At 66.1% G+C, this 22,543-nt stretch carries 23 protein-coding genes; 15 read left to right on the top strand and 8 right to left on the bottom strand.

Going from position 1 to position 22,543, the window contains the following annotated elements; all coding sequences use genetic code 11:
* Positions 1–15: 15 nt before the first annotated feature.
* On the top strand, positions 16–1,227 hold the full coding sequence (locus AC07TY_RS08575) for an FAD-dependent monooxygenase (protein WP_494785033.1): 1,212 nt from the start codon (positions 16–18) through the stop codon (positions 1,225–1,227).
* A gap of 444 nt (positions 1,228–1,671) precedes the next feature.
* Here AC07TY_RS08575 and AC07TY_RS08570 read toward each other — a convergent pair whose 3' ends face one another.
* Complete coding sequence (locus tag AC07TY_RS08570) at positions 1,672–2,760, bottom strand: catalase family protein (protein WP_494785032.1); 1,089 nt, start codon at positions 2,758–2,760, stop codon at positions 1,672–1,674.
* 63 nt (positions 2,761–2,823) lie between these two features.
* Positions 2,824–3,888: a catalase family protein gene (locus tag AC07TY_RS08565; RefSeq protein WP_494785031.1), complete on the bottom strand. Its 1,065-nt coding sequence runs from the start codon at positions 3,886–3,888 to the stop codon at positions 2,824–2,826.
* A gap of 152 nt (positions 3,889–4,040) precedes the next feature.
* On the opposite strand from AC07TY_RS08565, the gene AC07TY_RS08560 reads away from it, so the two are divergent.
* Positions 4,041–5,108 carry an NAD(P)-dependent alcohol dehydrogenase gene (locus AC07TY_RS08560; RefSeq protein WP_494785030.1) on the top strand — a complete coding sequence of 356 codons (1,068 nt, stop codon included), beginning with the start codon at positions 4,041–4,043 and terminating at the stop codon, positions 5,106–5,108.
* A gap of 64 nt (positions 5,109–5,172) precedes the next feature.
* On the top strand, positions 5,173–6,324 hold the full coding sequence (locus AC07TY_RS08555; RefSeq protein ID WP_494785029.1) for a glutathione-independent formaldehyde dehydrogenase: 1,152 nt from the start codon (positions 5,173–5,175) through the stop codon (positions 6,322–6,324).
* Positions 6,325–6,645: 321 nt separating this feature from the next.
* On the opposite strand, the gene AC07TY_RS08550 is transcribed toward AC07TY_RS08555, so the two are convergent.
* Positions 6,646–6,831, bottom strand: coding sequence for a hypothetical protein (locus AC07TY_RS08550; protein ID WP_494785028.1), 186 nt, complete (start codon positions 6,829–6,831; stop codon positions 6,646–6,648).
* A 216-nt stretch (positions 6,832–7,047) separates the two neighbouring features.
* Positions 7,048–7,977, bottom strand: a complete 930-nt coding sequence (locus tag AC07TY_RS08545; RefSeq protein ID WP_494785027.1) for an NADP-dependent oxidoreductase — start codon at positions 7,975–7,977, stop codon at positions 7,048–7,050.
* 91 nt (positions 7,978–8,068) lie between these two features.
* Between AC07TY_RS08545 and AC07TY_RS08540 the strand changes: the two genes are divergently transcribed.
* From AC07TY_RS08540 to AC07TY_RS08520, 5 genes are all read left to right on the top strand, one after another.
* Entirely contained in the window at positions 8,069–8,608 is a 540-nt protein-coding gene (locus tag AC07TY_RS08540; RefSeq protein WP_494785026.1) for a MarR family winged helix-turn-helix transcriptional regulator, read from the top strand.
* Positions 8,609–8,614: 6 nt separating this feature from the next.
* Complete coding sequence (locus tag AC07TY_RS08535; RefSeq protein WP_494785025.1) at positions 8,615–9,463, top strand: alpha/beta fold hydrolase; 849 nt, start codon at positions 8,615–8,617, stop codon at positions 9,461–9,463.
* Between the two features lie 114 nt (positions 9,464–9,577).
* On the top strand, positions 9,578–9,796 hold the full coding sequence (locus tag AC07TY_RS08530) for a hypothetical protein (protein WP_494785024.1): 219 nt from the start codon (positions 9,578–9,580) through the stop codon (positions 9,794–9,796).
* A gap of 370 nt (positions 9,797–10,166) precedes the next feature.
* Positions 10,167–10,757 carry a hypothetical protein gene (locus tag AC07TY_RS08525; protein WP_494785023.1) on the top strand — a complete coding sequence of 197 codons (591 nt, stop codon included), beginning with the start codon at positions 10,167–10,169 and terminating at the stop codon, positions 10,755–10,757.
* Positions 10,754–11,959 carry a hypothetical protein gene (locus AC07TY_RS08520; protein WP_494785022.1) on the top strand — a complete coding sequence of 402 codons (1,206 nt, stop codon included), beginning with the start codon at positions 10,754–10,756 and terminating at the stop codon, positions 11,957–11,959. The genes AC07TY_RS08525 and AC07TY_RS08520 overlap by 4 nt, the downstream gene beginning before the upstream one ends.
* A gap of 234 nt (positions 11,960–12,193) precedes the next feature.
* Here AC07TY_RS08520 and AC07TY_RS08515 read toward each other — a convergent pair whose 3' ends face one another.
* Positions 12,194–13,078 carry a helix-turn-helix transcriptional regulator gene (locus AC07TY_RS08515; RefSeq protein WP_494785021.1) on the bottom strand — a complete coding sequence of 295 codons (885 nt, stop codon included), beginning with the start codon at positions 13,076–13,078 and terminating at the stop codon, positions 12,194–12,196.
* A gap of 125 nt (positions 13,079–13,203) precedes the next feature.
* Between AC07TY_RS08515 and AC07TY_RS08510 the strand changes: the two genes are divergently transcribed.
* The 5 genes from AC07TY_RS08510 to AC07TY_RS08490 all read left to right on the top strand — a co-directional run bounded on the left by AC07TY_RS08510 (position 13,204) and on the right by AC07TY_RS08490 (position 17,593).
* A complete protein-coding gene (locus tag AC07TY_RS08510) occupies positions 13,204–14,085 on the top strand; it encodes an aldo/keto reductase (RefSeq protein ID WP_494785020.1) in 882 nt (293 codons plus the stop codon).
* Between the two features lie 80 nt (positions 14,086–14,165).
* Positions 14,166–15,146 carry an aldo/keto reductase gene (locus AC07TY_RS08505; protein ID WP_494785019.1) on the top strand — a complete coding sequence of 327 codons (981 nt, stop codon included), beginning with the start codon at positions 14,166–14,168 and terminating at the stop codon, positions 15,144–15,146.
* Between the two features lie 81 nt (positions 15,147–15,227).
* Positions 15,228–15,977 carry an SDR family oxidoreductase gene (locus tag AC07TY_RS08500; RefSeq protein ID WP_494785018.1) on the top strand — a complete coding sequence of 250 codons (750 nt, stop codon included), beginning with the start codon at positions 15,228–15,230 and terminating at the stop codon, positions 15,975–15,977.
* 63 nt (positions 15,978–16,040) lie between these two features.
* Entirely contained in the window at positions 16,041–17,132 is a 1,092-nt protein-coding gene (locus AC07TY_RS08495) for an FAD-dependent monooxygenase (RefSeq protein ID WP_494785017.1), read from the top strand.
* A 140-nt stretch (positions 17,133–17,272) separates the two neighbouring features.
* Entirely contained in the window at positions 17,273–17,593 is a 321-nt protein-coding gene (locus AC07TY_RS08490) for a carboxymuconolactone decarboxylase family protein (RefSeq protein WP_494785016.1), read from the top strand.
* Positions 17,594–17,667: 74 nt separating this feature from the next.
* Here the strand turns inward: AC07TY_RS08490 and AC07TY_RS08485 are convergent, their stop codons facing one another.
* The 3 genes from AC07TY_RS08485 to AC07TY_RS08475 form a co-directional block, all read right to left on the bottom strand.
* Positions 17,668–18,102, bottom strand: a complete 435-nt coding sequence (locus AC07TY_RS08485) for a cupin domain-containing protein (protein WP_494785015.1) — start codon at positions 18,100–18,102, stop codon at positions 17,668–17,670.
* A 37-nt stretch (positions 18,103–18,139) separates the two neighbouring features.
* Positions 18,140–19,126 carry an aldo/keto reductase gene (locus AC07TY_RS08480; RefSeq protein WP_494785014.1) on the bottom strand — a complete coding sequence of 329 codons (987 nt, stop codon included), beginning with the start codon at positions 19,124–19,126 and terminating at the stop codon, positions 18,140–18,142.
* Positions 19,127–19,211: 85 nt separating this feature from the next.
* A complete protein-coding gene (locus tag AC07TY_RS08475; protein ID WP_494785013.1) occupies positions 19,212–20,102 on the bottom strand; it encodes a helix-turn-helix domain-containing protein in 891 nt (296 codons plus the stop codon).
* A gap of 146 nt (positions 20,103–20,248) precedes the next feature.
* Here AC07TY_RS08475 and AC07TY_RS08470 point away from each other — a divergent pair, with 146 nt between their 5' ends.
* Both AC07TY_RS08470 and AC07TY_RS08465 read left to right on the top strand, forming a co-directional pair.
* Complete coding sequence (locus AC07TY_RS08470; RefSeq protein WP_494785012.1) at positions 20,249–21,661, top strand: MFS transporter; 1,413 nt, start codon at positions 20,249–20,251, stop codon at positions 21,659–21,661.
* 25 nt (positions 21,662–21,686) lie between these two features.
* Positions 21,687–22,541: an aldo/keto reductase gene (locus AC07TY_RS08465; protein WP_494785011.1), complete on the top strand. Its 855-nt coding sequence runs from the start codon at positions 21,687–21,689 to the stop codon at positions 22,539–22,541.
* The last annotated feature ends 2 nt before the right edge of the window (positions 22,542–22,543 follow it).

Genomic DNA, 22,543 nt, shown 5'->3' with positions numbered 1-22,543 from the left:
GAAAGGCGGCGCATCGTGTCCACTCCTCGGGTCATCATCTCCGGTGCGAGCATCGCCGGCCTGTCCGCCGCTTTCTGGCTGAGCAGGGTCGGCTGGGACGTGACCGTAATCGAGCGCGCGGATTCGTTCCGCGACGGCGGCCAGAACGTTGATATCCGCGGTGTCGCCCACGACGTTCTTGACCGGATGGGCTTGGTCGACGCCATCAAAGCCCGCAACACCACCGAGACGGGAACCATCATCGTTGACGCCGACGGCCGGACCGTCGCGACGCTGCCCTCCGATGACTCGGACGGGGCTACAGCGGAGCTCGAAGTCCTTCGCGGCGATTTTGCAAAGGTCCTCCTTGATGCGCTACCGGACGATATCCAGTTCCTCTACGGGCAGAGCATCGACACGGTCGACGACTTCACCGACGGACCCGTGCGCGTCGGCACATCAGCAGGCGAATCGCTGGCAGCTGACCTGCTGGTCATCGCCGAGGGCGTCCGCTCCTTCACACGCGACCTCGTATTCGGCCGGGACACCGATGTCGACGTCCGCGACTTCGGGGTGACGATGGTGTTCGGCACCATTCCCAGGGTCCCTACCGATGACGACACGTGGCGGTGGTACAACGCCGTCCGTGGTCGCCAAATCCACCTCCGCCCCGACCCCTACGGCACCACGCGTGCCATCCTCGCGTTCGCTGGCGATGACAAACTCATAGGTCGGGACCGCGACGACGTGAAGAAGCGCCTCCGCTCCCGCTACGCCGACGCCGGCTGGCAGGCGTCGCGCGTCCTCGACGGGTTTGAGGACTCCCCTGACGTGTACATGGACGAGCTGACGCAGATACGGATGCGTTCCTGGCGTCGCGGCCGCGTCGCGATTCTCGGCGACGCCGCCTGGTGCGTCACCCCCATGGGCGGCGGCGGCGCATCCCTCGCCCTGACCGCCGGATACATTCTCGCCGCCAACCTCCACAAGCTCGGCGACGGCATCCACGACCGCGGACGACTCGACGCCGCTCTGCAAGACGTCGACGACTGGCTCCGCCCCCTCGTCGACAACGTGCAAAAAATCCCCAAAGCCATGATCAGCTTCGCCTACCCGCAGACCCGCGTCGGCCTCGCCAGCCGGCGCCTCGCCGACCGAATCCTGCTTTCCAAACCCCTCAAGCCCATCGCCGCGAGATTCACCCACATCGCAGACACCGACCAGCCGCTCCCCGAGCTGGACATCTGACCCCGCAACGAAATACCAGCAAGAGAGCAGACCCGGCTTGGCGTTACTGCGTGTCCGCGAACCGATCGTCTATCGGGCAGACGCGGGTTGCTAGCTAACGACGCGGTCGCTGAACCCGGTCATGCCAAGGAAAACCGCGCAAGAGGCGGTCGAGTGGGCGAAGGCGGACCGGTTCAGGCCGGTGCTCGGTTCGGGGAGCATCTCCACGATGATCCACATCGTTCACCGAGTCGGCGGGCCTGTGCGCTCTCGCGTCAGCCTCAGCGAACCACCCGCGTTCTTCGAACATGACGACCTCGACCGGTTCCAGGAAGCATCTCAGCAGGATGGGTCGCGGTCAACGATCGTCTACCGGAGAGGCCCCCGACTCGATGGCACGCGGCCACACGACACCCTCGACGGCACGATCGGACCGAGCGAATGCGGGCACGACCGTACTTCCCGTCATGCCGGTAGATCGTCGATGGTGTCGGGTTCACGCGGCGTCCGTGCGTTGAGGTGGCCGCGATCCTCGACGGAGTCGGCGTACACGGGGCGACGGACCCGTTGGATCGATCCGAGGGGCCGGTGCTCGACCAGGCAGTGCCAGGGATTGAACGAGAGTTCGTCGTCGGCGAAGACCCTTCGTTCGGTCGAGTAGGTGTCCTGGGCCTCGACGGTGATCGTCGCCACCGTCCGGTACGGGATCACGTCCTCGGGCCACTCGACGGACGCGTCCTCAATCGGTGTCTGGTCGAGGTTCGTCGCGAGCTGGACGCGGAGTTCCCAGACCGCGCCCTGTCCGGTGAAGAACTCGCTCGTGAGGTCGCGGTAGGCGGACGCTTCCCTGATCGACACGTGCTGGCCCGTGAGCGCGCGGAGGTGTGGAGACGCCGGCACGGCAGCGACCTTCGCGACGTGATCGCCGTAGCGGAGGGCGCCTTGTGAGTAGTAGCTCTCACCGAGGAGGTTGACGTGGGGCTTGGCTTGTCCGGCGGGGCCCCCTGTCTTGTCGATGCCGACCTTGCGGAGGGCGTCCGCAGCACCCCGGAGGACGGTGGTCGCCGCCAGTTGCACGCCCTCGGGGGCTTTCGACGTCGAAAGCAGCACCGCCTGGTCGCGGCGGTACGTGTGGACGTCTCCTGACGAGATGGTCGGGTGGTTGACCAGCAAAAAGTCCTGCGTTCGTGCCTGCGGGTCACCGAAGAGGACCTTGTCGCCGTCGACGTCAAGGACCTTGATCGCCATGCCGAACGCGGCACCGATGCCGTCAGAGACGATATCGCCGGGCGCGGTGGAGAACCGGATGACGACCGGGTGCTCGCCATCCGTCGAGAACAGCCCCTGGGCGAGCTCGACGGGCAGGTCGTCGGCCACGGCGAGCGTGCCGCGAAGCACGCCGTGGCTCTTCGCGTGCGCGTCCCGGAGGCCGTGACGGTGCTTCTCGAACGCGAGGGCGCGGACCTCCTCGAAGATCTCACGGACAGCGGCGATGTCCTCGTCCTCACCAGGCTGGATCTGTTCGACGTCGGGGGTGTACTTCAGGTACTGCAAGGGGATCTCCTTCGATCTCGTCGGGTGCTCGATCCGTCCGGCGACGAGGCCGGAAGGCGGTCGTCAGTCGGGGACGTCGGCCAGGGTCAGCGGGTCGACCTCGGTCCGCGCGTTCTTCTCGTGGCGCCAGGCGCCGAGGCGCTCGTACCCCGCGCGGCGGACCCGGTTGATCGAACCCAGAGGCCGGAACGCGGCCAGTCCGAACCAGGGGCGCCACGACATGACGTCCTCGGCGAACACTCGACGTTCGGGGCTGAAAGACGCCTGGGGCGGCAGGGTGACCGTCGCGACGGTGCGGTAGGGGCTGAGCTGCTCGTCCCACTCGACAGACGCGTCCTCGACGGGCATCGCTTCGAGGTCGACGTTCAGTTGCACCCGCAACTCGTACCGCGCCTCCTGACGGCTGAAGTACTCCTGCACCCATTCCGAAAGGACACTGGGCGGGTCCTCCCTGCCCACCTCGTGGTCGACGAGATCCAGCTGCTGGGCCGCGACCGGGATCATGGCGAACTTGGCGACGTGGTCGCCGAAGCGAAACGCACCTTGCGAGTAGTAGCTGTGCGCCATGACGTCGATCGCGGGGGTTCGGTCGAAGGTGAGCCCCTTCGGGGCCGGGTGCTTCAGGCTCGTCGCGGCCACGGTCGCGGCGTGGTTGCCGTGGTGTTCGTGGCGCGCGGTGATGGCGTCCAGGTACACCTTCGCGTCGCCCTGCGGGATGATCGGCCAGGTGTTGAACAGGAAGTCCTGACTGGTCCACCCCTCGCGCAGCTTCTCCCCGGGGACGTCGAGCACCTTCAACGCCAGTCCACGGGCCCGCTTGGCCTGGTCCGGGTCGATGCCCCCGGGTTCGCTGGCGTAGCGGACGACGACCTCGTAGCTGCCGGGCGCCGCGAACATCCCTTGGGCGAGCTCGGGCGGTAGGTCGGCGGCGACGTCCAGCCGGCCCGTGACGACACCGTGGCTCTTCGAGTGCGTACCGCTGTGGCCGTGCCGGGTGACCTCGAACGTCTTCTCCATGGTGCGCTGCATCGTGACGATGGTCTGCTCGATGATCGAATCCTCGTCGGGCAGCAGGGCCTCGACGTCGTCGTCGTAGCTGATCGGCCGGTGGGCTCGTGGATCGCTCATGGCGGCGATGCTAGGCAGCACCTCGGCACAGGTTCCTGAGAGCTGTCCCCCGCCGAGGCACCGGTCATCCGCTTCGCGCAGTGAAGCGGGTCAGGCCTGAGCACGGGGTCTACCATCCGGGGCACAGCTCGCCCCGACACCTTGGAGGCCCCGTGCCCACGAACATCGGCTACGCCACACCCAACGCCACCACTCCCCTCGCGCCCCTCGAGTTCGACCGGCCGCCGGTCGGGGCCGAGGACGTCCTGATCGACATCACGCACTGCGGCGTGTGCCACTCCGACGTCCACCAAGCCCGCGACGAGTTCGACGGCCCGCTCGCGACGAACTTTCCTTGCATGCCCGGTCACGAGATCGTCGGCACCGTCGCCGAGATCGGCGACTCCGTGGACGGGTTCTCCGTGGGTGACCGCGTCGGAGTCGGCTGCCTCGTGTACTGGGGCAGCGACGATCAGCGCGGCGTCGACGAGGAGCAGTACCAGCAGCCCCCGGCGGTCTTCACCTACAACGCGAAGGACCCCGACACCGGCGAGGTCACCTTCGGCGGGTACTCCGACCAGATCGTCGTGAACGAGCACTTCGTGCTGCGCATCCCCGAGTCGATCAGCAGCGAGCAGGCCGCCCCGATCCTCTGCTCAGGAGTGACGACCTGGGCACCGCTGAAGCACTTCGACGTCGGCGCCGGCCTGAAGGTCGGCGTTGCCGGTATCGGCGGGCTCGGCCACATCGGACTGCAGATCGCCGTCGCCCGCGGCGCCGAGGTCGTCGCGCTCACCACCACGCCCGAGAAAGCCGAACTGGCAAAGCAGCTCGGCGCCACCAACGCGATCGTAATGACCGACGACGACGCCGTCGCAGCTGCCGAGGGAACCCTCGACTTCGTCCTGTCGACCATCCCGACGGCGTTCGACATGAACCCTTACCTGTCTTTGCTCCGGCACGACGGCCGACTGCACTCCGTCGGCATGCTCGAGCCGATCCACGAGGGCGGCATCGACTTCGGCGCCGTCTCGCTCAAGCGTCTGTCGCTAAGCGGTTCACTCATCGGCACCCTGGCCGAGACGCAGGAGGTGCTGGACTTCTGTGCCGAGCACGGCATAGCCCCTGACGTGCAGGTCATCCCCGCCTTCGGCGTCAACGACGCGTTCGACGCGATGGTCCAGGGCGACGTGCGATTCCGCTACGTCATCGACACCTCCACCCTGCGTGACGACGCGTAGCCACGACCACCGACACGAAGCCTCCTGCATCGACGCAGGAAACAACGAAAAGAGGAGAACCACGATGAGAGCACTGATCTACCATGGCCCGAAGAACGTCAGCGTCGACGAGGTCGAGGACGCGAAGATCGAAGCCCCCACGGACATCTTGATCAAGGTCACGGCCACAAACATCTGCGGCTCGGACCTGCATATGTACGAGGGCCGGACCGACTTCGAGACGGGACGTGCATTCGGACACGAGAACCTTGGCGAAGTCATTGAGGTGGGTTCCGGGGTCGACAAGGTCAAGGTCGGCGAGCGAGTGGTCTTGCCTTTCAACATCGCGTGTGGGCACTGCAAGAACTGCGAGAAGGGCATGACCAGCTACTGCCTGACGATGCAGCCGGAGCCCGCCTATGCCGGCGCCGCCTTCGGCTTCGCCGACATGGGTCCTTACCAGGGCGGCCAAGCTGAACTCCTGCGTGTGCCCTTCGGCGACTTCAACGCCCTTCGTCTTGGCGAGGACTCCGTCGAGAAGGAGAACGACTACGTTATGCTCTCCGACATCCTGCCCACGGGCTGGCACGCCGCGGAGCTCGCCCAGGTCAAGCCCGGCGACAGCGTCGTCATCTACGGCGCCGGCCCCGTGGGCCTCATGGCCGCCCTCAGCTGCCAGATCAAGGGCGCAGCCAAGGTCATGATCGTGGATCACCAGGCCGACCGGCTCAAGCTCGCCGAGTCCGTCGGGGCCATCGCGGTCGACGACTCCAAGGTCGACCCGGTGCAGTTCGTCCTGGACCAGACCCTCGGCCTCGGAGTCGACGCCGGTCTCGAGTGCGTCGGGTACCAGGGCCACGGAGAAGGCGGCAAGGAGGTGCCCAACCTCATCATGAACCGCCTCATCGCTTCCGTTCGCTTCACCGGGCACATCGGTGTCGTCGGCGTCTACGTTCCCGAGGACCCGAACTCCTCCGACGAGCTCGCCCAGAAAGGCCAGTTCGCCCTGGACTGGGGCCTGCTGTGGTTCAAGGGCATTTCAGTCGGAACGGGACAGGCCCCGGTGAAGAAGTACAACCGGCAACTCCGCGACCTGATCGCTGCGGACAAGATCAGCCCGTCGTTCATCGTCAGCCATAACCTGCCCCTCGAGCAGGCACCTGACGCGTACACGCACTTCGACGCCCGCGACGAAGGCTGGACCAAGGTCGTGCTCCACCCCGCCGGCGGCAACTGAGGCAACGGCCAGAAGGCGAGGTGCCCAGTAACTGGCTTTCATTTCGCGACGGAAGGCGTGACCGTTGATCAGCGGTGTGAGTTAGCTCCCGTGCGCGAGAAGCGCGTTGATCGCCCAGTAGTCCTCAGTGGTGTCGTATCCATGGCCGCAACGCAGGCATGACCGGTGGATCACTGGCGTTCCCGCACCAGGGGCAAGGCTGGCGTGCATGGAAGAGTGCGAGTGACACCTGGGGCAGTCATGGGAGGGGATGGTCACGGGGCTCCAATCGGTTGGGCAACCCCCTTTTAGGCGCGTCTGCTTATCGGCTATCGAGACACCTCAGTAGCCCATGACGGCGCGCCTTATGCGGTTGACCCACCAGCCGATCGTGGCCCAGTAGATCCCGCGGCCGATGACGGTGACTATGACCCAAAGGCCAGCAGCCGCCTTGGTCGCCACAAGTCCGATGAAGGCCAGGCCGATTGCTGCGCTAAGGGCTGCGATGCCCGTAAGAAGCATTTCCATGGCCGGACCATAACCGCCCCCACCGACATTCTTTGATCTACATCATCGCCCACACGGTCCTGTGCCCGGTGGGTATGGGCTATTGGAACACCTCGGGTAACGCGGCAACGAACTGATCGGCTAACCGGCGCCTGGACCTGGGGCGCTTACTTCCTCAGCCCTCGAGATCAACGTTTAATGAAACGCTGCCTACCCCAGGGCCCATGTCGTCCCGACTCACACGGTGATGATGACTTTGCCGGGGATCCGGCCTGCGGCCCCCTCGGCGTGAAGGGCCTGGAGTTCGGTCAGTGAGATACGCCTGGTGACTTCGACTGTGAGCTGCCCGTCGTCGACGAGTTTGGCAAGCGCGGTGAGGCGTTCACGGTTGGGGAGGACGAACACGGTCGCGGCCCGGACGCCCCGAGACTCATCACCGGGCGTCGCCATGAAAGCGGTGGTGCTGACCACGGCCCCGCCGTCGCGCACCGCGGCGACATATGCCTGGAACTGTTCGGGGTCGATCGGGGCGAGATTCAGCAGCACATCGACCTGACCGTCGATCGCTTCGAGGATGTCGGTGTGGGTGTGGTCGATGATCTCATCGGCCCCGGCAGTCCGGACGGCGTCGGCACTGCGCGGGCTGGCGGTGGCGATGACATGCACGCCGGCGCGTTTGGCGAGCTGGATGGCGTACTTGCCCACCACCCCACCGGCCCCGACGATCAGGACGCGCTGGCCTTCCTCGAGGTGGGCGTCGTCGAAGAGTGCCTGCCAGGCGGTCAACGCCACGGACGGGAGAGCTGCGGCATCGGCCAGGGGGATCGACGTCGGCGCCGTCACCAGGGCGTCCGCTGGGGCGATCACGTACTCGGCAGCCCCGCCGTCGCGTTCCATCGGGAGGAACCCGATCACCGCATCGCCGATGCCGAGACCTGTCACACCTGCGCCGAGGGTTTCGACGGTACCGGACACGTCGTAGCCGGGGATGTGCGGCAACTGCACCGGGATGGGGAGGAACCCACCCCGCATGCCATTGTCGGCCGCGTTGTACGCAGACGCCGCCACGCGCACGAGGACTTCACCTTCGGCCGGTTCGGGCCGCTCGATGTCGCCGTATTGAAGCACCTCGGGTCCGCCGACTTCGTAGAACTGCACTGCCTTCATGATGATCTCCTAAACTCATTTACTTCGAATCCGAAGCACTGGAAAGACCGTACCACTGCTTCGAACTCGAAGCAACAGGTAGGATGGAGAAATGCCCTCGGCTCCCCAGACTTTGACACCGACGCAACTGAGCGCCTACCTCTCGTTCACCGAGGTGGGCGCCCTTTTACGGCCCTCGGTCGAAAAGCAGCTCCAGGACGCGGGAGGGCTCAGTTACGTGCAGTTCCAGCTGCTGGCGCGGCTGGGCGACACCGAGAACGGGCGCCTTCGGATGACGGATCTTGCCGACGGTGTCGTCTACAGTCGCAGCGGCCTCACCTACCAGGCGCAGCTCCTGGAAAAGCGTGGCCTCTTGACGCGGGCGACGTCGGCAGAGGATGAACGCAGCACCGTCGTGTCCCTCACCGATGCCGGCCGAGATGTCCTCGCCGCCGTGTTCCCCGGACACATCGACACCGTCCATGCACTCCTTTTCGCGCACATCACCGATGTGGATGCCGCCGATCTGGCCCGCATTCTGGGCCGGGTCACTGAGCGGCTCCGTCAGAACCCGCCCCGCTCGGCGACACGGTCCCCGCGCAGGGTCGCGCCAGCAAGCTCGAAGCGCCCCACGCCGACGGAACGGTCGTAGGTCGCTGTGGTCGTCAGCCTGGTGTCAGGTGAGGGTCGCCCCCTCGTCGCCGTGCACGGATTCGGTCTCGATCACCGCAGCCTGCTACCGCTGGAACAAATGCTCGAAGGCGAGCCCTGGCGGCGCATCTACGTTGACCTGCCCTGGACGCCGGCAGCCGCGGGCCTGTCAACCGCATCGACCGCCGACGAGGTCGCCGCGGAGCTGGTCGGCGAGATCGATGCCCACCTTGACGGTGAGCCATTCGCGGTCATCGGGCACAGCTTCGGCGGCATGCTCGCCCGACACGTCGCCCACGAGCGACGCCACCAGATACTCGGCCTCGCCACCCTTGCAGGTGTGGTCGAACCCACCCACGCCCACCGCACTCTCCCACCCCGGACAGTCCTCCACCGGGACGGCACAGTCCTCGCGGCCGCGGACGACACCCGTGCGGCCTTCGAGGAAGGCAGCGTCATCCAAGACGCCACCACCTACCAGGCCTTTCTCGCCTACATCCTCCCCGGCATCCAGGAATCCGACACCACCGTGATGGACCGTATCGCCGCCAACTACGCACTCGCACAGGTCCCCGAAACCGCACACCCCGACCCGTTCACCGCACCCTCCCTGCACGTGTTCGGCAGGCAGGACGACGTCGTCGGCTTCGAAGACGGCCTCCGACTACGCGACCACTACCCCCGCGGCAGCTTCGCCATCCTCGACGCAGCCGGACACAGCCTCCACCTCGAACAACCCCAGACAACAGGAGCCCTCATCCGCGACTGGCTCCACCGCATCGACCACAGCCCGCAGACCCAAGACCAAATCGGCAGGACCGCCCTCAACCTCGCAACTACCTCCAAGTCGCAGTAGCGGATTGGGCAGCGGACGCGGAGCGGGCCATGAGCCTGGTCGGCTGACGATCAGGAGCCGAGGAGGGCAAACGTCGTTTGCGACTTCTTCGGAAGTCCGCCTTGCGTCGATGCGATGGGCGCCGAGAGCGATCATTTGCGCCTGCATGACGGGAAGGCCTGCCGTTATCTGCTCCTGAAAGAGCACATCGCGAGACGCAACTCGGTCACGTTGAGTTGCCGTGTCGAGTTCAAGGAGCACCAGACGGTCGAACAAGTCGGTGGCGTCCCACTGGTTGACGGCGATCCCAAGAAGCACTCCGTCCTTGCCCAATTCTCGGACGACCTCGCTTAGCCGTGGGTACGCCCATCCCCAGAAGCACGTTGCTAGCAACTCGGGCGTCGGTTCAAGGGAGCCGTCACCCACGACCTCACCGGCCGGGTTCATCCACGCGGCCAAACCGGGTACAAAGTCCGCATCCAACGCATGGATCCCTCGCCTTCGTAAATGCGCGGTTAAAGTCGACTTCCCGGAACCGGGGTTACCGCTGATGAGGGTGGTCATGCGCCGATAGTGGCACGCGCTTCTTGTGGAGGGTGTCTCGCTAACCGATCGGCTATTGAGACGACGTGCTCGGGGCTACTACCCGCGAATTACGAGCCCTGCTCGGGAAACTCCGCGCGGCTAGCCCGGTTCGTTGCCTGCTTCCTTTACTGTCCGGACCATGCCCGCCGAAGCTGTTCAAGAGCAGGGCCGTCGCGGTGTGCAGACGGTGAAACGCTGGCTCGAAGCGACGACGTTCATTGAGCTGCAGTGGAACGTCTACGAGAACACGCGTTACTGCTCGCTGCAGCTACTCGATGGGTCCATCAAACGGTGGGATCTTGCAGGGTCGTTCCTGACGGGGGACCGCCAGATGGTCTACGTCGAGAACAAGGACTACAGCTCCGCGGGGGATCAGGCCCGCCAGTTTCAAGAGTTCCTGGTCAACTGTTACAGCGCCACCGCCTATGGAGTCCGGATTTGGGGTGAGGAGCACGCGGAGTTCGTGTGGGTGACCACACACCCATTCGGTCCGATGACGCAGTGGTCCAAGCTCGCGACCCGAGATTCCGTCGTCGCGGCGGTCGAAGCAGCCCTGGCGGAGGATGATGGCCTCCTTGGTGGTGCTCCGATCGATCGGGATCTCGCCGACGTAGTGGCCTCACGCACGTGGGTGCTGGTGTTCAACAAGAAGCAGACGGAGCTCTCACTCGACCGGCGAGAGCTTGACATCGTCTTGGCTGCACTAAAGCGCAAGGAGTCAACACTGTGACGCTCGCCGATCTCCTCGCGTCCGCGGAAGACACCCCCGATCCTCGCGCGTACATCAGCCGAGTCAAGGCAGTGATGGCGAGCGAGCTTGAGCAACTCGACCGCACGGCAAAGATCGAGGACACCCACTACTTCAATCACAGCGCGATCCCCGATTTCGTTGTGAGCTGGGACGGCGAGCGAGCAAAACGTGAGGTGTTCCTCCGCCACTCGTACGAGTCAGTGGACGACGCCGACGATGAGCGCTACCTCGCCGACGCGGACGCCATGGTCGTCGCCCTTCGCCCTGCCACCGAGGAGGCCCGCGACCGCGATATTGCGCCAGCTGCTGGCTCGCGACTCTTGGTCACCGACACTGCGGCCGTTGACGTGATCGGAGCCCGCGAGTCCGTGCGCGAGCGTCCCCTGACGACGCTTGTGCAGGCAAACTTCCTGCGCGGTGCTCGCGGCCACGTTGGGCCCATACGAGCCGAACAGCTCCTGCAGATGGACGAGGGGCCAAGTCCAGCGGGAGAATCAGCGCAGACGCTGATCGCTGAAAGCTTCGCGGAAGATGCTGCCGCTCGAATCACACGGACGGCGGAACTCATCTCGCTGGCGCTCGACGACGAGCAACACATTGCTCCGAGCGTCGGAGGGCAGCTATCGCTGGCAGAGTTGCGAATCCTCCTGCCATGGTTGCTCCGCCAGGAGGGTGCGCGCTCTAATACCGCGTTCTGGCAGTACATCGGCACGTTGTTCACTTTCGAGGACTTTGAAGGCATCCGGCAGGAACTCGCCGGCCTTGATGTTTTCCCGCTGGTGCATGCCAACGCGAGCAGCTGGTCGGCAAAGCGTAGGTATGTCGGTCTGGTTGTGCCCACCGAAGAGTCGGGAGGCTCACGACCGATCGGTTGGTCGTTCGAGAACGCCGCGCTTGGCGTCGATATCGGCAGCCGGCGTCTGTACCTGGCGCACCGTGGCACGATGCTCAAGAAGCGACCGGGGAGCGTCTCTCCTGGGACCGCGTGCGGCCAACCTTGGAAGATCGACGAATTGGAAGTATCGATCTCAAGGGGATCCGTCGGTCTGTCCGCGTCACCGCAGAAGAGAGTCCGGACGTCCGAGCGGATGTCGAAGACGTCACACAATCGCTGGACGACGCCTACTTCGTTGACCGCGTCACCGTGCGGGTCGATGCTGCTGGAAACAGCGACGGTCTAGTCGACTTAGAAGTTCGCTTCGACGAAGGACTCGTTGTTGCGGACGGCGGTGCATCGCTGAGAGACCTGAGCAGTGCAGCCCTGGAGGTATTGGAACTCGGGCGCGAACTGGACCAGGACGTTCTCGAATCGCTCCTAGGCGGAGAAGTTCGCTAGCTCGATCGCGTTCGTTCTGGGTGACGGGTTGGACGGTCGTCACATTGAGCTAGCTCGCGGAGCACACGGTCAAGGTCATCTACCGAGACGGTGTGAGGCCGGCGGCGTCTGTAGCTTGTGCGGGTTGGGCGGCCCAGCTGCGGAGCATGTTCAACGCGTCGGCGGAGGATGAGCCTGGTTCGGCGAGGTAGGCGGCGATGACGACTCCGTCGCTTGATGGCAGGGTCAGTGTTTCGTAGGAGAGTGTCATCTCGCCGACGACGGGGTGGTTGATCCTCTTGGTGCCGCTGGCGTGGGTGCGGACGGTGTGTCCGCCCCACCAGGTGCGGAAGTCGGAGCTGCGGGTGGCGAGCTCGCCGACGAGTCCCATCAGGGCCTTGTCGGTGGGGTCTTGGCCGGCGAGTAGACGTAACGCGGAGACGGCTTCGCGCGCGCTGTTCTCCCAGTCGATGTAGAAGTCCTGCGCCCGTTCATCGAGGAACAGGTAGCGGGCGCTGTTCAACGGCGTTCCGTCGGTGGGGAACAGATCGGGCAGCAGGGCGCGTCCGAGGGCGTTGGACCCGGTGGGGCTTGTGATCCGATTCATGGCGACTGCGGGGACGTCGCCCATGGTGTCAAGTAGCTGCGCGACGAGGGGAGACACCCGGGCGGGCGGCTTGGCGCGGCCCTGGCGTCGGACTCCAGTCGTGGCGCGGGCGAGGTCGAACAGGTGGGCCGTCTCAGCCTCGTTGAGCTGCAGCGCACGGACGAGGGCGAACAGAACACTTTCGGAGACACCACTGAGATCTCCGCGCTCCATGCGCGTGTAGTACGCGGTGCTGACCCCAGCGAGCTGGGCCACCTCCTCCCGGCGGAGACCGGGGACGCGGCGTTCGCCGCCGAAGACGGTGAGGCCGGCCTTTTCCGGGGTGAGGCGTGCGCGCAGAGCGGTGAGGAACTGCTGCACGTCGTTCTGGCTGTCCATGCAACCGACGTTAGCCGAGCGACATCGACCGCTGGGAGTCACTGCTGTTCGCCCCCAAATCGCGGAGACTGGGGGCGAATGCTGGTGACTCTCACCCGAACAGGTTCGGCTCGTACCGTCGAAGCATGACCAACACGACCATCACCCTGAACAACGGCGTCGAGATCCCCGCGATCGGTCTCGGCGTCTTCCAGACCCCGCCCGAGGACACCGTCACGGCCGTCGCCGAGGCGCTTCGCCTCGGTTACCGCCACATCGACACCGCCGCCGCGTACGGCAACGAGGCGCAGGTCGGCGAGGGCATCCGCACCTCCGGTGTGCCCCGCGACGAAGTCTTCATCGAGACGAAGATCTGGATCAGCGACTACGGCTACGACGCCACCCTGCACGCGTTCGAGAAGAGCGCCGCAAAGCTCGGTGTCGACACCCTCGACCTCGTGATCCTGCACCAGCCGCTGCCGTCCGAGTTCGACCTCACCGTCGCCGCCTACAAGGCCCTCGAGGAGCTGCTCGCCGATGGGAAGATCCGCGCGATCGGCGTCAGCAACTTCACCACGGAGCTGCTCGAGAAGCTGCTCGCCGAGACGACCGTCGTCCCGGCCGTGAACCAGATCGAACTGCACCCCTACTTCCAGCAGAAAGACCTCCAGGCCCTCCACGCCCAGCACGGCATCCTGACGCAGGCATGGTCGCCCATCGGCGGAATCACCACCTACGTCCCCGGCCAGAACAGTGCCCTCGAGAACACCACCCTCGGCGAGATCGCGGCCGAGCACGCCAAGTCGCCGGCCCAGGTCATGCTCCGCTGGCACGTCCAGGAGGGTCGCTCTGCGATCCCGAAGTCGACCAAGGCCGCCCGCATCGCCGAAAACTTCGACGTCTTCGACTTCGAACTCACCGCTGACCAGCTCGCCGCGATCGACGCCCTCGACACCGGTGTCCGCAGCGGCCCCCCGGTCGAGTCGATCACCCGTGAGGCCTACGCCTTCGAGATCCCCGAGGCCTGACCTCACCCGGTAGGGCGGCTGACAGCCGCCCTACCGCACCGCCCCCCTTTTTCGCTTCGCCGTCTGATAGGACACCCGCAATGGAATACACCCGCCTCGGCACCTCCGGCCTGAAGATCAGCCGCATCACCCTTGGCTGCATGAGCTTCAGCGACCCGAACCCGATGGCCGACTGGTCTCTCGGCGAAGACGGCGCCGCCCCGCTGTTCCGCAAGGCCGTCGAGCTCGGCATCACCACCTGGGATACCGCCAACGTCTACGGCATGGGCACCTCCGAAGAGATCGTCGGTCGCGCCATCCGCCAGTACGCCAACCGCGACGAGATCGTCTTGGCCACCAAGATCTACTGGCCCATGTCGCAGAACCCCGGCGGCGGCGGACTCTCCCGCAAGGCCGTCCTCGAGCAGGTCGACGCGTCACTGACCCGTCTTGGCACCGATTACGTCGACCTGATGCAGATCCACCGCTTCGACCCCGAGGTCCCCGTCGAGGAGACCATGGAAGCCCTCCACGACGTCGTCAAGGCCGGGAAGGTCCGTTACCTGGGCGCGTCGAGCATGTGGGCATGGCAGTTCGCCAAGATGCAGACCGCCGCGCAGCTGAACGGGTGGACGCCGTTCGTGTCGATGCAGGACCAGTACAACCTCGTCCAGCGCGAAGAGGAGCGCGAGATGCAGGGCCTGCTCGCCGACCAGGGCGTGGGGAGCTTGACGTGGAGCCCTGTCGGCGGGGGCATCGTCGCGCGCCCCTGGGGTGATAAGAGCACCACCCGCGCCAAGTCGTACCCGACCGTCGACCAGTTCGGAAGGCCCCTGTTCCTCGATTCCGACAAGGCCATTGTCGACGCCGTCGAGGCCATCGCCACCGACCGTGGTGTGTCCATGGCGACGGTCGCTCTGGCGTGGGTCATGAAGAACCCTGTGATCACTTCCCCGATCATCGGAGCCACGAAAGAGAAGCACCTCACCGATGCTGTCGCAGCGCTCGAGCTGACGCTCACCGACGACGAGATCTCGGCACTCGAGGGGCCCTACACGCCCCGCGAACCGACCTTCTTCTGATCGGTCCGGCACCCAGGCACCACCCCACCCGTGAGGCCAGCGGCCGCCCGCCGCTGGCCTCACCCCTGAACAGGAATTTTCATGACCAACGCGACCCTCACCGTCCTCGTCGTCGGCTCCACCGGGAGCATCGGTCAACACGTCGTGGCGTACTCCGTGGCCGTCGGTCACACCACGCGCGCCCTTGCCCGGTCCCCCCGCCGCGCACGCCGCCTCGACCCCGCCGCCGAAGTCGTCATCGGTGACCTGACCGATGCGTCCACCCTCCGCGACGCGGTCGTTGGCATCGACGCCGTGGTCTTCACCAACGGCAGCTCCGACGGCGAGGCCGTGAACTACGGCGCGGTCCGCAATGTCCTCGCCGCCCTCAACGGCAAAGCCGTCCGGATCGCTCTGATGACGTCAATCGGAGTCACAGTCCGCAATGACATGACCGACTGGAAACGGCGCGGCGAACGCCTCGTCCGTGCCAGCGGCAACGACTACACGATCGTCCGACCCGGCTGGTTCGACTACAACACCGCCGACCAGCTGCGCATCGTCATGCGCCAGGGCGACACCCTATGGACCGGGTCACCGGAAGACGGAGCGATCGCCCGCCGACAAATCGCCCGCGTCCTCGTCGACAGCCTCACAAACCCTGACGCCCGCAGCCGAACCCTCGAACTCGTCGCCGAGCACGGCCCCGAACAAGCCAATCTCGGCCCCGTGTTCGCCGCCTTGGATCCCGACCGGCCCGGCTCCCTCGATGGCGTCCACGACCGCGACACCATGCCCCTCACCGACGAACCCCAACGCATCCGCGACGACCTCGACGCCCCCCAGCGCTGAGCCGGCACCACTCCTTTTCGAAAGGCGACGACCACGTCTCCCACCCCGTCCCCGACTGCAATCGTGGTCGGCGGCTCCCTCGCAGGCCTCATGACAGCACTGACGCTCTCCCGCGTCGGTGTTGACGTCACCCTCCTCGAACGCAGCGGCCCCGACCGCAGCAGAGGCGGCGGAATCTTCGTCTCCGACGGGCTCGTGGAACGCGTCACCGGCTGGGGCCTCGCCCCCGGCACACCACGGGTACCGACGACCCTGTCCGGTGGCATGCACTCCTGGCACACGATCTTCACCGCCCTCTACGCCGCCGTCCACCACGACCCCGGGGTCACTGTCATCCACCACGCCCGCGCCGTCACAGCCGACCAGGACGACACGGCCGCATGGGTAGTGACCGACGCCGGGGCCGTGTACCGGGCCGATATCGTCATCGGCGCGGACGGGCATCGAAGCGTCGTGCGCGCCGCGGTCGCCCCACACCACCGACACGCCGCATTTGCCGGCTACCTCGTGTGGATCGCCACGATTGAAGAACGCGACCTCCCCGACCGCCTCCGTGGGCACCGCACCTTCGACCGGAACGCCTTCCTCGGCGACGACACCGCCATGCTCCTCGGCGGCAGCTTCCCCGGCGAGGACGGTGACAGCCGCCGGCGACACCGGACAGTCGGATGGGCCGTGTACGACAACACCCACAACGACCTCCTCACCCGCGGCGGTCACGTCCGCGATGGCGTCGTGCACCACTCCGTAGCCGCGAGCGAAGTCCCGGCCAACCTTGGCCAGTCCCTCGCCCGACTCGGGCGCGGCCGCTGGTCCTCGACCTGGACCGACCTCATCCAGGTGAGCCTCGACGTGGGCCGGGTGATCGGTACCCCCATCAGCGAGTACGTCCCCGACGTGCTCGCTCACGGCCGCCTCGCGATCGTGGGCGACGCCGCCCACGTCGCAACGCCCATGACCGGCAGCGGATTCACCGAAGCCCTCCACGACGCCGAAACCCTCGCCGCGGCCATCGTCGCAGACCCCGCATTAGGCGATGGCTGGCGGGACGCCGCGAATACTTTGGACTCTTACGCGCAACAACGACTCATGGCCGCGCGCAACACGGTGCTGTCCGGCCAACAGTTCAGTCGACGATTCCGCGCCGCAGCGTAGCGGCGGTCACGGCGACAAATCCGTGCCGAGCTTGATCGCTGCGTCGCCGAGACGTGTACTGCTTGTGCCTTCTTCGGCTCCTCACCAGTGCGTAGCGTCCAGAACGAGCGCCCAACACGGGTGGGAACAGGAGCATCCGCATGGCACAGGAGAAAAGCAGAGCGCAGCAGCTAGTGGGGGAGGTCGCACCGAAGCTGGCTGAACTCACGGACGAGGTGTTATTCGGAGATGTCTGGACCCGACCAGGTCTATCGCCCCGCGACCGGAGCCTGATCACGGTCGCTGCGCTGACGACTTCCGGGCGAACCGATCAGCTCCGGTCGCACCTTGGACTCGCTCTGGACAACGGCTTGACCGCGGAGGAACTCGCGGAGGTTGCCACTCACCTGGCGTTCTACGCTGGATGGCCCGCGGGGATGACCGCCGCCACCGTGCTCCAGGACGTCCTCAATGCCCGCTGACCCGATCCGATGACCAAGAGCGGCCCCGCAGGTGCGGGGCCGCTCTCATTACGCTCAGTGGACCGATTCCCGCATTAGTGGGCGTCGTCTCCTAGTGGCAGGGCGTTGTAAGTGTCATCGGCGACGGGGTCGAGCCATTCGTTGCTGACGTCGGGACCGGGGGTGATGAAGGCGAGGTGGGAGAACCAGGAGTGCGCCGTCGCACCGTGCCAATGCTTCGTGCCGGCCGGGACCCGGACGGTTGTGCCCGGGGTCATACTGACCGGTTCGGATCCGTCTGCCTGATACCAGCCGGATCCGGCGGTGCACAGCAGGATCTGATCACCACCACCAGCGGAGCCGTGATGGATGTGCCAGTTGTTGCGGCAGCCCGGCTCGAATGAGACGTTGGAGACGGTAAGCGGTCCGTCGGTCAGGGGCGCGACCCAGCTCCGGCCGGTGAAGTACTCGGCGAGAGCCTCATTGGGTTTCCCGAGGGGGAAGGGCTGATCGAACGGTGTGTTGGACATACGGTTGCTCCTTCAGGTCGTACCTAGCGGGTGTGGGTCAGAACCCGCCGGCGGGACGGACCGTGTAGTGCTCATCCAGCGCGGTGACCTCGTCCGTAGTGAGGTCAATGTCGACCGCCGCGGCCGCGTCGTCGAGGTGGTGGGGCTTGGTGGCGCCGATGATGGGTGCGCTCACGACCGGGTTGTCGAGGACCCATGCCATCGCGATCTGCGCCATCGGCACGTTCCGGGCCTCGGCGATTTGCTGCACGGCGTCGATGACGGGACGGTCGCGCTCGGTGTCGGCGAAGAAGCTGTTGCCGACCGGGTCGTCGGAGGAGCGCTTGGTCTGCTCACCGGCGGGGCGCGCGACGCGGCCCTTGGCGAGGGGGCTGTAGGGGATGCTGCCGACGCCCTGGTCGGCGAGGAGACCGAACATCTCACGCTCTTCCTCGCGGTACAGCAGGGAGTACTGGTCCTGCATGGACACGAACCGGGTCCAGCCGTGCAGGTCCGCGGCGTGCTGCATGTTGGCGAACTGCCACGTCCACATCGCGGACGCGCCGATGTAGCGGGCCTTGCCGGCCTTGACGACGTCGTGGAGGGCTTCCATCGTCTCCTCGATCGGGGTCTCCGGGTCGAAGCGGTGGATCTGGTAGAGGTCGACGTAGTCGGTGCCGAGGCGGGTCAGCGAGGCATCGATCTGCTGCATGATCGCCTTCCGGGACAAGCCGGCGACGGACAGGCCCGGACCGTCGCCGGCCTTGTCGGAGAAGTGCGCCTTGGTCGCGAGCACGATGTCGTCGCGGTTGGTGAACTGGCGGATGGCTTCGCCGACGATGCGTTCGGAGTCGCCGTAGGAGTAGACGTTGGCGGTGTCCCAGAAGGTGATGCCGAGGTCGAGGGCTTGCCGGAAGTACGGCAGCGCGTCGTCTTTCGGGAGGGACCACGGCAGGTGGCCGCTGCCGGGGTCGCCGAAGCTCATGCAGCCGAGTGCGATGCTGCTGACCTTCAGTCCGGAGTTTCCGAGACGGGTGTACTTCACGGGCGGGTCCTTTCGATGGGCGCGACGATGGACGGCAGGTGCTGCCGGGTCGACGAGCGAGTGCAATGGGTGTCAGCGGCCGCTGTCACTGGGCGGTGCTGGGCGCTGCGGTCGTGGCGTTGCTGGCGGCCCAGCTCGCGAGAACGCGGAGGCGTTCCTCGGATACGGAAGCGGGTTCCGTGACATAGGTGATGATCGTGACGTCCGGCTCGCTGGCGAGCGTGAGCGCTTCGCCGGTGACTTCGACCTCCCCGACGGTGGGGTTGTGAAGGGTCTTGGTGGCGCTGTTGTGGAGGCGGACGTTGTGGGAGGCCCACCAGGTGCGGAACGCGTCGCTGCGGGTAGTCAGCTCACCGATCAGGTCGGTGAGGGACCGGTCGAAGGGGGTGCGGCCGGCTTCGATGCGGAACGCGGCGACCATGTCGCGGGCGACGCGTTCCCAGTCGGCGTAGAACTCCTGCGACGAGGGGTCGAGGAAGATGTACCGGGCGATGTTCGCCGGCTCCTTGCCCGTCGGTCGGAACCCCGGCATGAGGGCGGCGCCGAGCTGGTTCATCGCGAGGATATCGGTGCGCCCGTTCCGTGCATAAGCGGGCAGGTCGCTCATCCCGTCGAGGAGCCGCTGCACGCGGACGCTGGCGCGGAATCGGGCTGGGGCCCGCTTTGGGGCAGGGCGAGTCACAGCATGTTCGGCATTCGCGGCACGGGCGAGGTCGAACAGGTGCTGCTCTTCGGACTCGTCGAGCTGGAGCGCTCGAGCGACGGCGTAGAGGACGGCTTCGGAGACGCCGGCGAGTTTGCCGCGTTCCATCCGGTTGTAGTACTCCGCGCTGACCCCGGCGAGCGTTGCGACTTCTTCGCGGCGGAGCCCCTTGACACGGCGACCCGTGGAGGAGGCCGTCAATCCGACAGCCTCCGGACTGAGACGAGCACGCCTCGTGCGGAGAAAATCGCTCGCTTCGGTCTCGGTATCCATGCCAGAAGGGTAAGCACGACTGGTTCTCGTGAAACAGACACTGCTAGTACACCGCACAACACTGCCTGTTCCACAGGCGAAGAAAGCAGTTCCATGGAATCACCGGCAGCACCAGCTGCCGTTGCTCACGTCCTCTGAGAGAAGCCATGACCACGCTGCACACCGGTTCCGTCACCACTGCCACGGCAGCTCCGGCCAACCCGGGATGCGCGGCGAAGCGTACAGCGTTGATCGTCGCGATGCTCGGGTTCGCGGTCGTCACCCTCGACGCGCAGGTGACGAACGTGGCCCTCCCGGCGATCCGGGGAAGCCTTGGCGGTTCCTTGTCGGATCTGCAGTGGATCGTCAGCGGCTACACGCTGATGTTCTCCGCACTGCTGCTGTTTGGCGGCACCGTCGCCGACCGGATCGGAAGCCGCTCCGCCTACCGGATAGGCATGGCGCTGTTCGTCCTCGCGTCGGTGGCGTGCGGATTCGCCCCCTCACTGCCGGTGCTGATCATCGCCCGCCTCATCCAAGGGATCGGCGCGGCGATGGTCACCCCGACGTCGCTGTCGCTGATCCGGGAAGCGTTCCAGGGCTCCAAAGAGCGTGCCCACGCGATCGGTATGTGGGCGGTCGGCGGGTCCGTCGCCGCCGCGGCCGGCCCCATCGTCGGCGGTCTCCTTGCCGCGGTGGACTGGCGCATCATCTTCTTCCTGAACGTCCCCGTCGGCATCGTCGCACTCGTCGCGCTCCGCCGGGTCGCCGCGTCTTCCCGCCGGCAGGCGCGGTTTGACATTCCCGGGCAGATCACCGCAATCATCGGCCTCGCCGCGTTGACGTTCGCCTGCATCGAAGGCGGCAGTATCGGATTCGCCGAGCCGCCCGTGATCGGCGGATTCGCTCTCGCTGCGGTGTCGCTGCTCGGGTTCGTGTGGATGCAATCCCGCAGCTCGCACCCGATGGTGCCCCTAGCGCTGTTCCGCGACCGTCGCCTCAGCGTCGCGCTCGGTGTCGCCTTCATCTCAATGGCCGGCTTCTACGGGCTCGTGTTCCTGCAAAGCCTGTACTTCCAGCAGTACCGTGGCGCATCCGCCCTGATGGCTGGGCTGCTCTTCCTCCCGATGACCGGAATCACCGCCATCACCAACTCGCAGGTGTCAAAGATCACCGCCCGCTTCGGCTACGTCCTCCCCGTCGCTCTCGGCCTCGTAGGAATGGCGGTCGGATTGGTCGGCATCGTCCTCCTCCCCGGAAACGCACCAGTATGGCTCGTGGCAGCGTTGATGGCGATCGTCGGCGTCGGCGGCGGGTTCACCGTCCCCCCGATCGCCGCCCTGATCCTTGACGTCGCTCCCGCGCACCTCGCCGGCACCGCCAGCGGCGTGCTGAACATGTTCCGCCAGCTCGGCGGTTCACTGGGGGTGGCTGTTTTCGGCTCCATCGTCAACGCCAGCGCCGCGTTCCTCATCGGCGTCCACACTGACTACCTCGTCATCGCCGGCCTCGTGGTTCTCACCGCGATCGCCGCCGTTGTCGTCCTCCGCCACACCGACCAAACGTCGGCGCGGCAGTAACACCCCACCCCGAAAGGAACCTCTCATGAGCACCATCCCCACCGTCACCCTGAACACCGGCGCGACGATGCCGCAGCTCGGCTTCGGTGTCTTCCAGATCCCCGCCGAAGAAACCGAGCAGGCCGTCACCGACGCGATCAAGGCCGGCTACCGCCTCATCGACACCGCCGCCTCCTACGGCAACGAGGAAGAGGTCGGCCGCGGCATCGCCGCGAGCGGTGTGCCCCGCGAGGACCTGTTCATCACCTCGAAGCTGTGGATCCAGACCCGTGGCGAAGAAGGTGCCGCCGAGGCGATCACCACCTCCTTGCAGAAGCTCGGTCTGGACTACCTCGACCTGTACCTGATCCACCAGCCGCTCGGTGACTACTACGGCGAGTGGCGCGCCCTCGAGCAGGCGCACAAGGATGGTCGACTTCGTGCGATCGGCGTCTCCAACTTCGCCCCCGACCGGCTCGTGGACCTCATCGCGTTCGCCGACGTCGTCCCCGCTGTGAACCAGATGGAGACCAACCCCTTCCACCAGCAGGCCGACTACCAGGAGCTCCTGCAGAAAGAAGGCGTGCAGCTCGAGGCATGGGCGCCGTTCGCGGAAGGCAAGAACGACCTCTTCTCCAACCCGATCCTGTCCGAGATCGGTGACGCCCACGGTAAGTCCGTCGCGCAGGTCGTGCTCCGTTGGCTGGTCCAGCGCGACGTCGTCGTGGTCTCCAAGTCCACCAAGCCCGAGCGCATGCAGCAGAACCTCGACGTCGTCGACTTCGAGCTCACCGACGAGCAGATGACGAAGATCACCGAGCTCGAAGCCGGCGAGTCGCAGTTCTTCTCCCACGTCGACCCCGAGATGGTGCGCTGGCTCACCGGCCGCGCCGAGGCATAAGC

This window comes from Frondihabitans sp. GW821-FHT04F02 (assembly GCF_059420045.1).
This window is presented reverse-complemented; position numbering and strand designations above follow the sequence as displayed.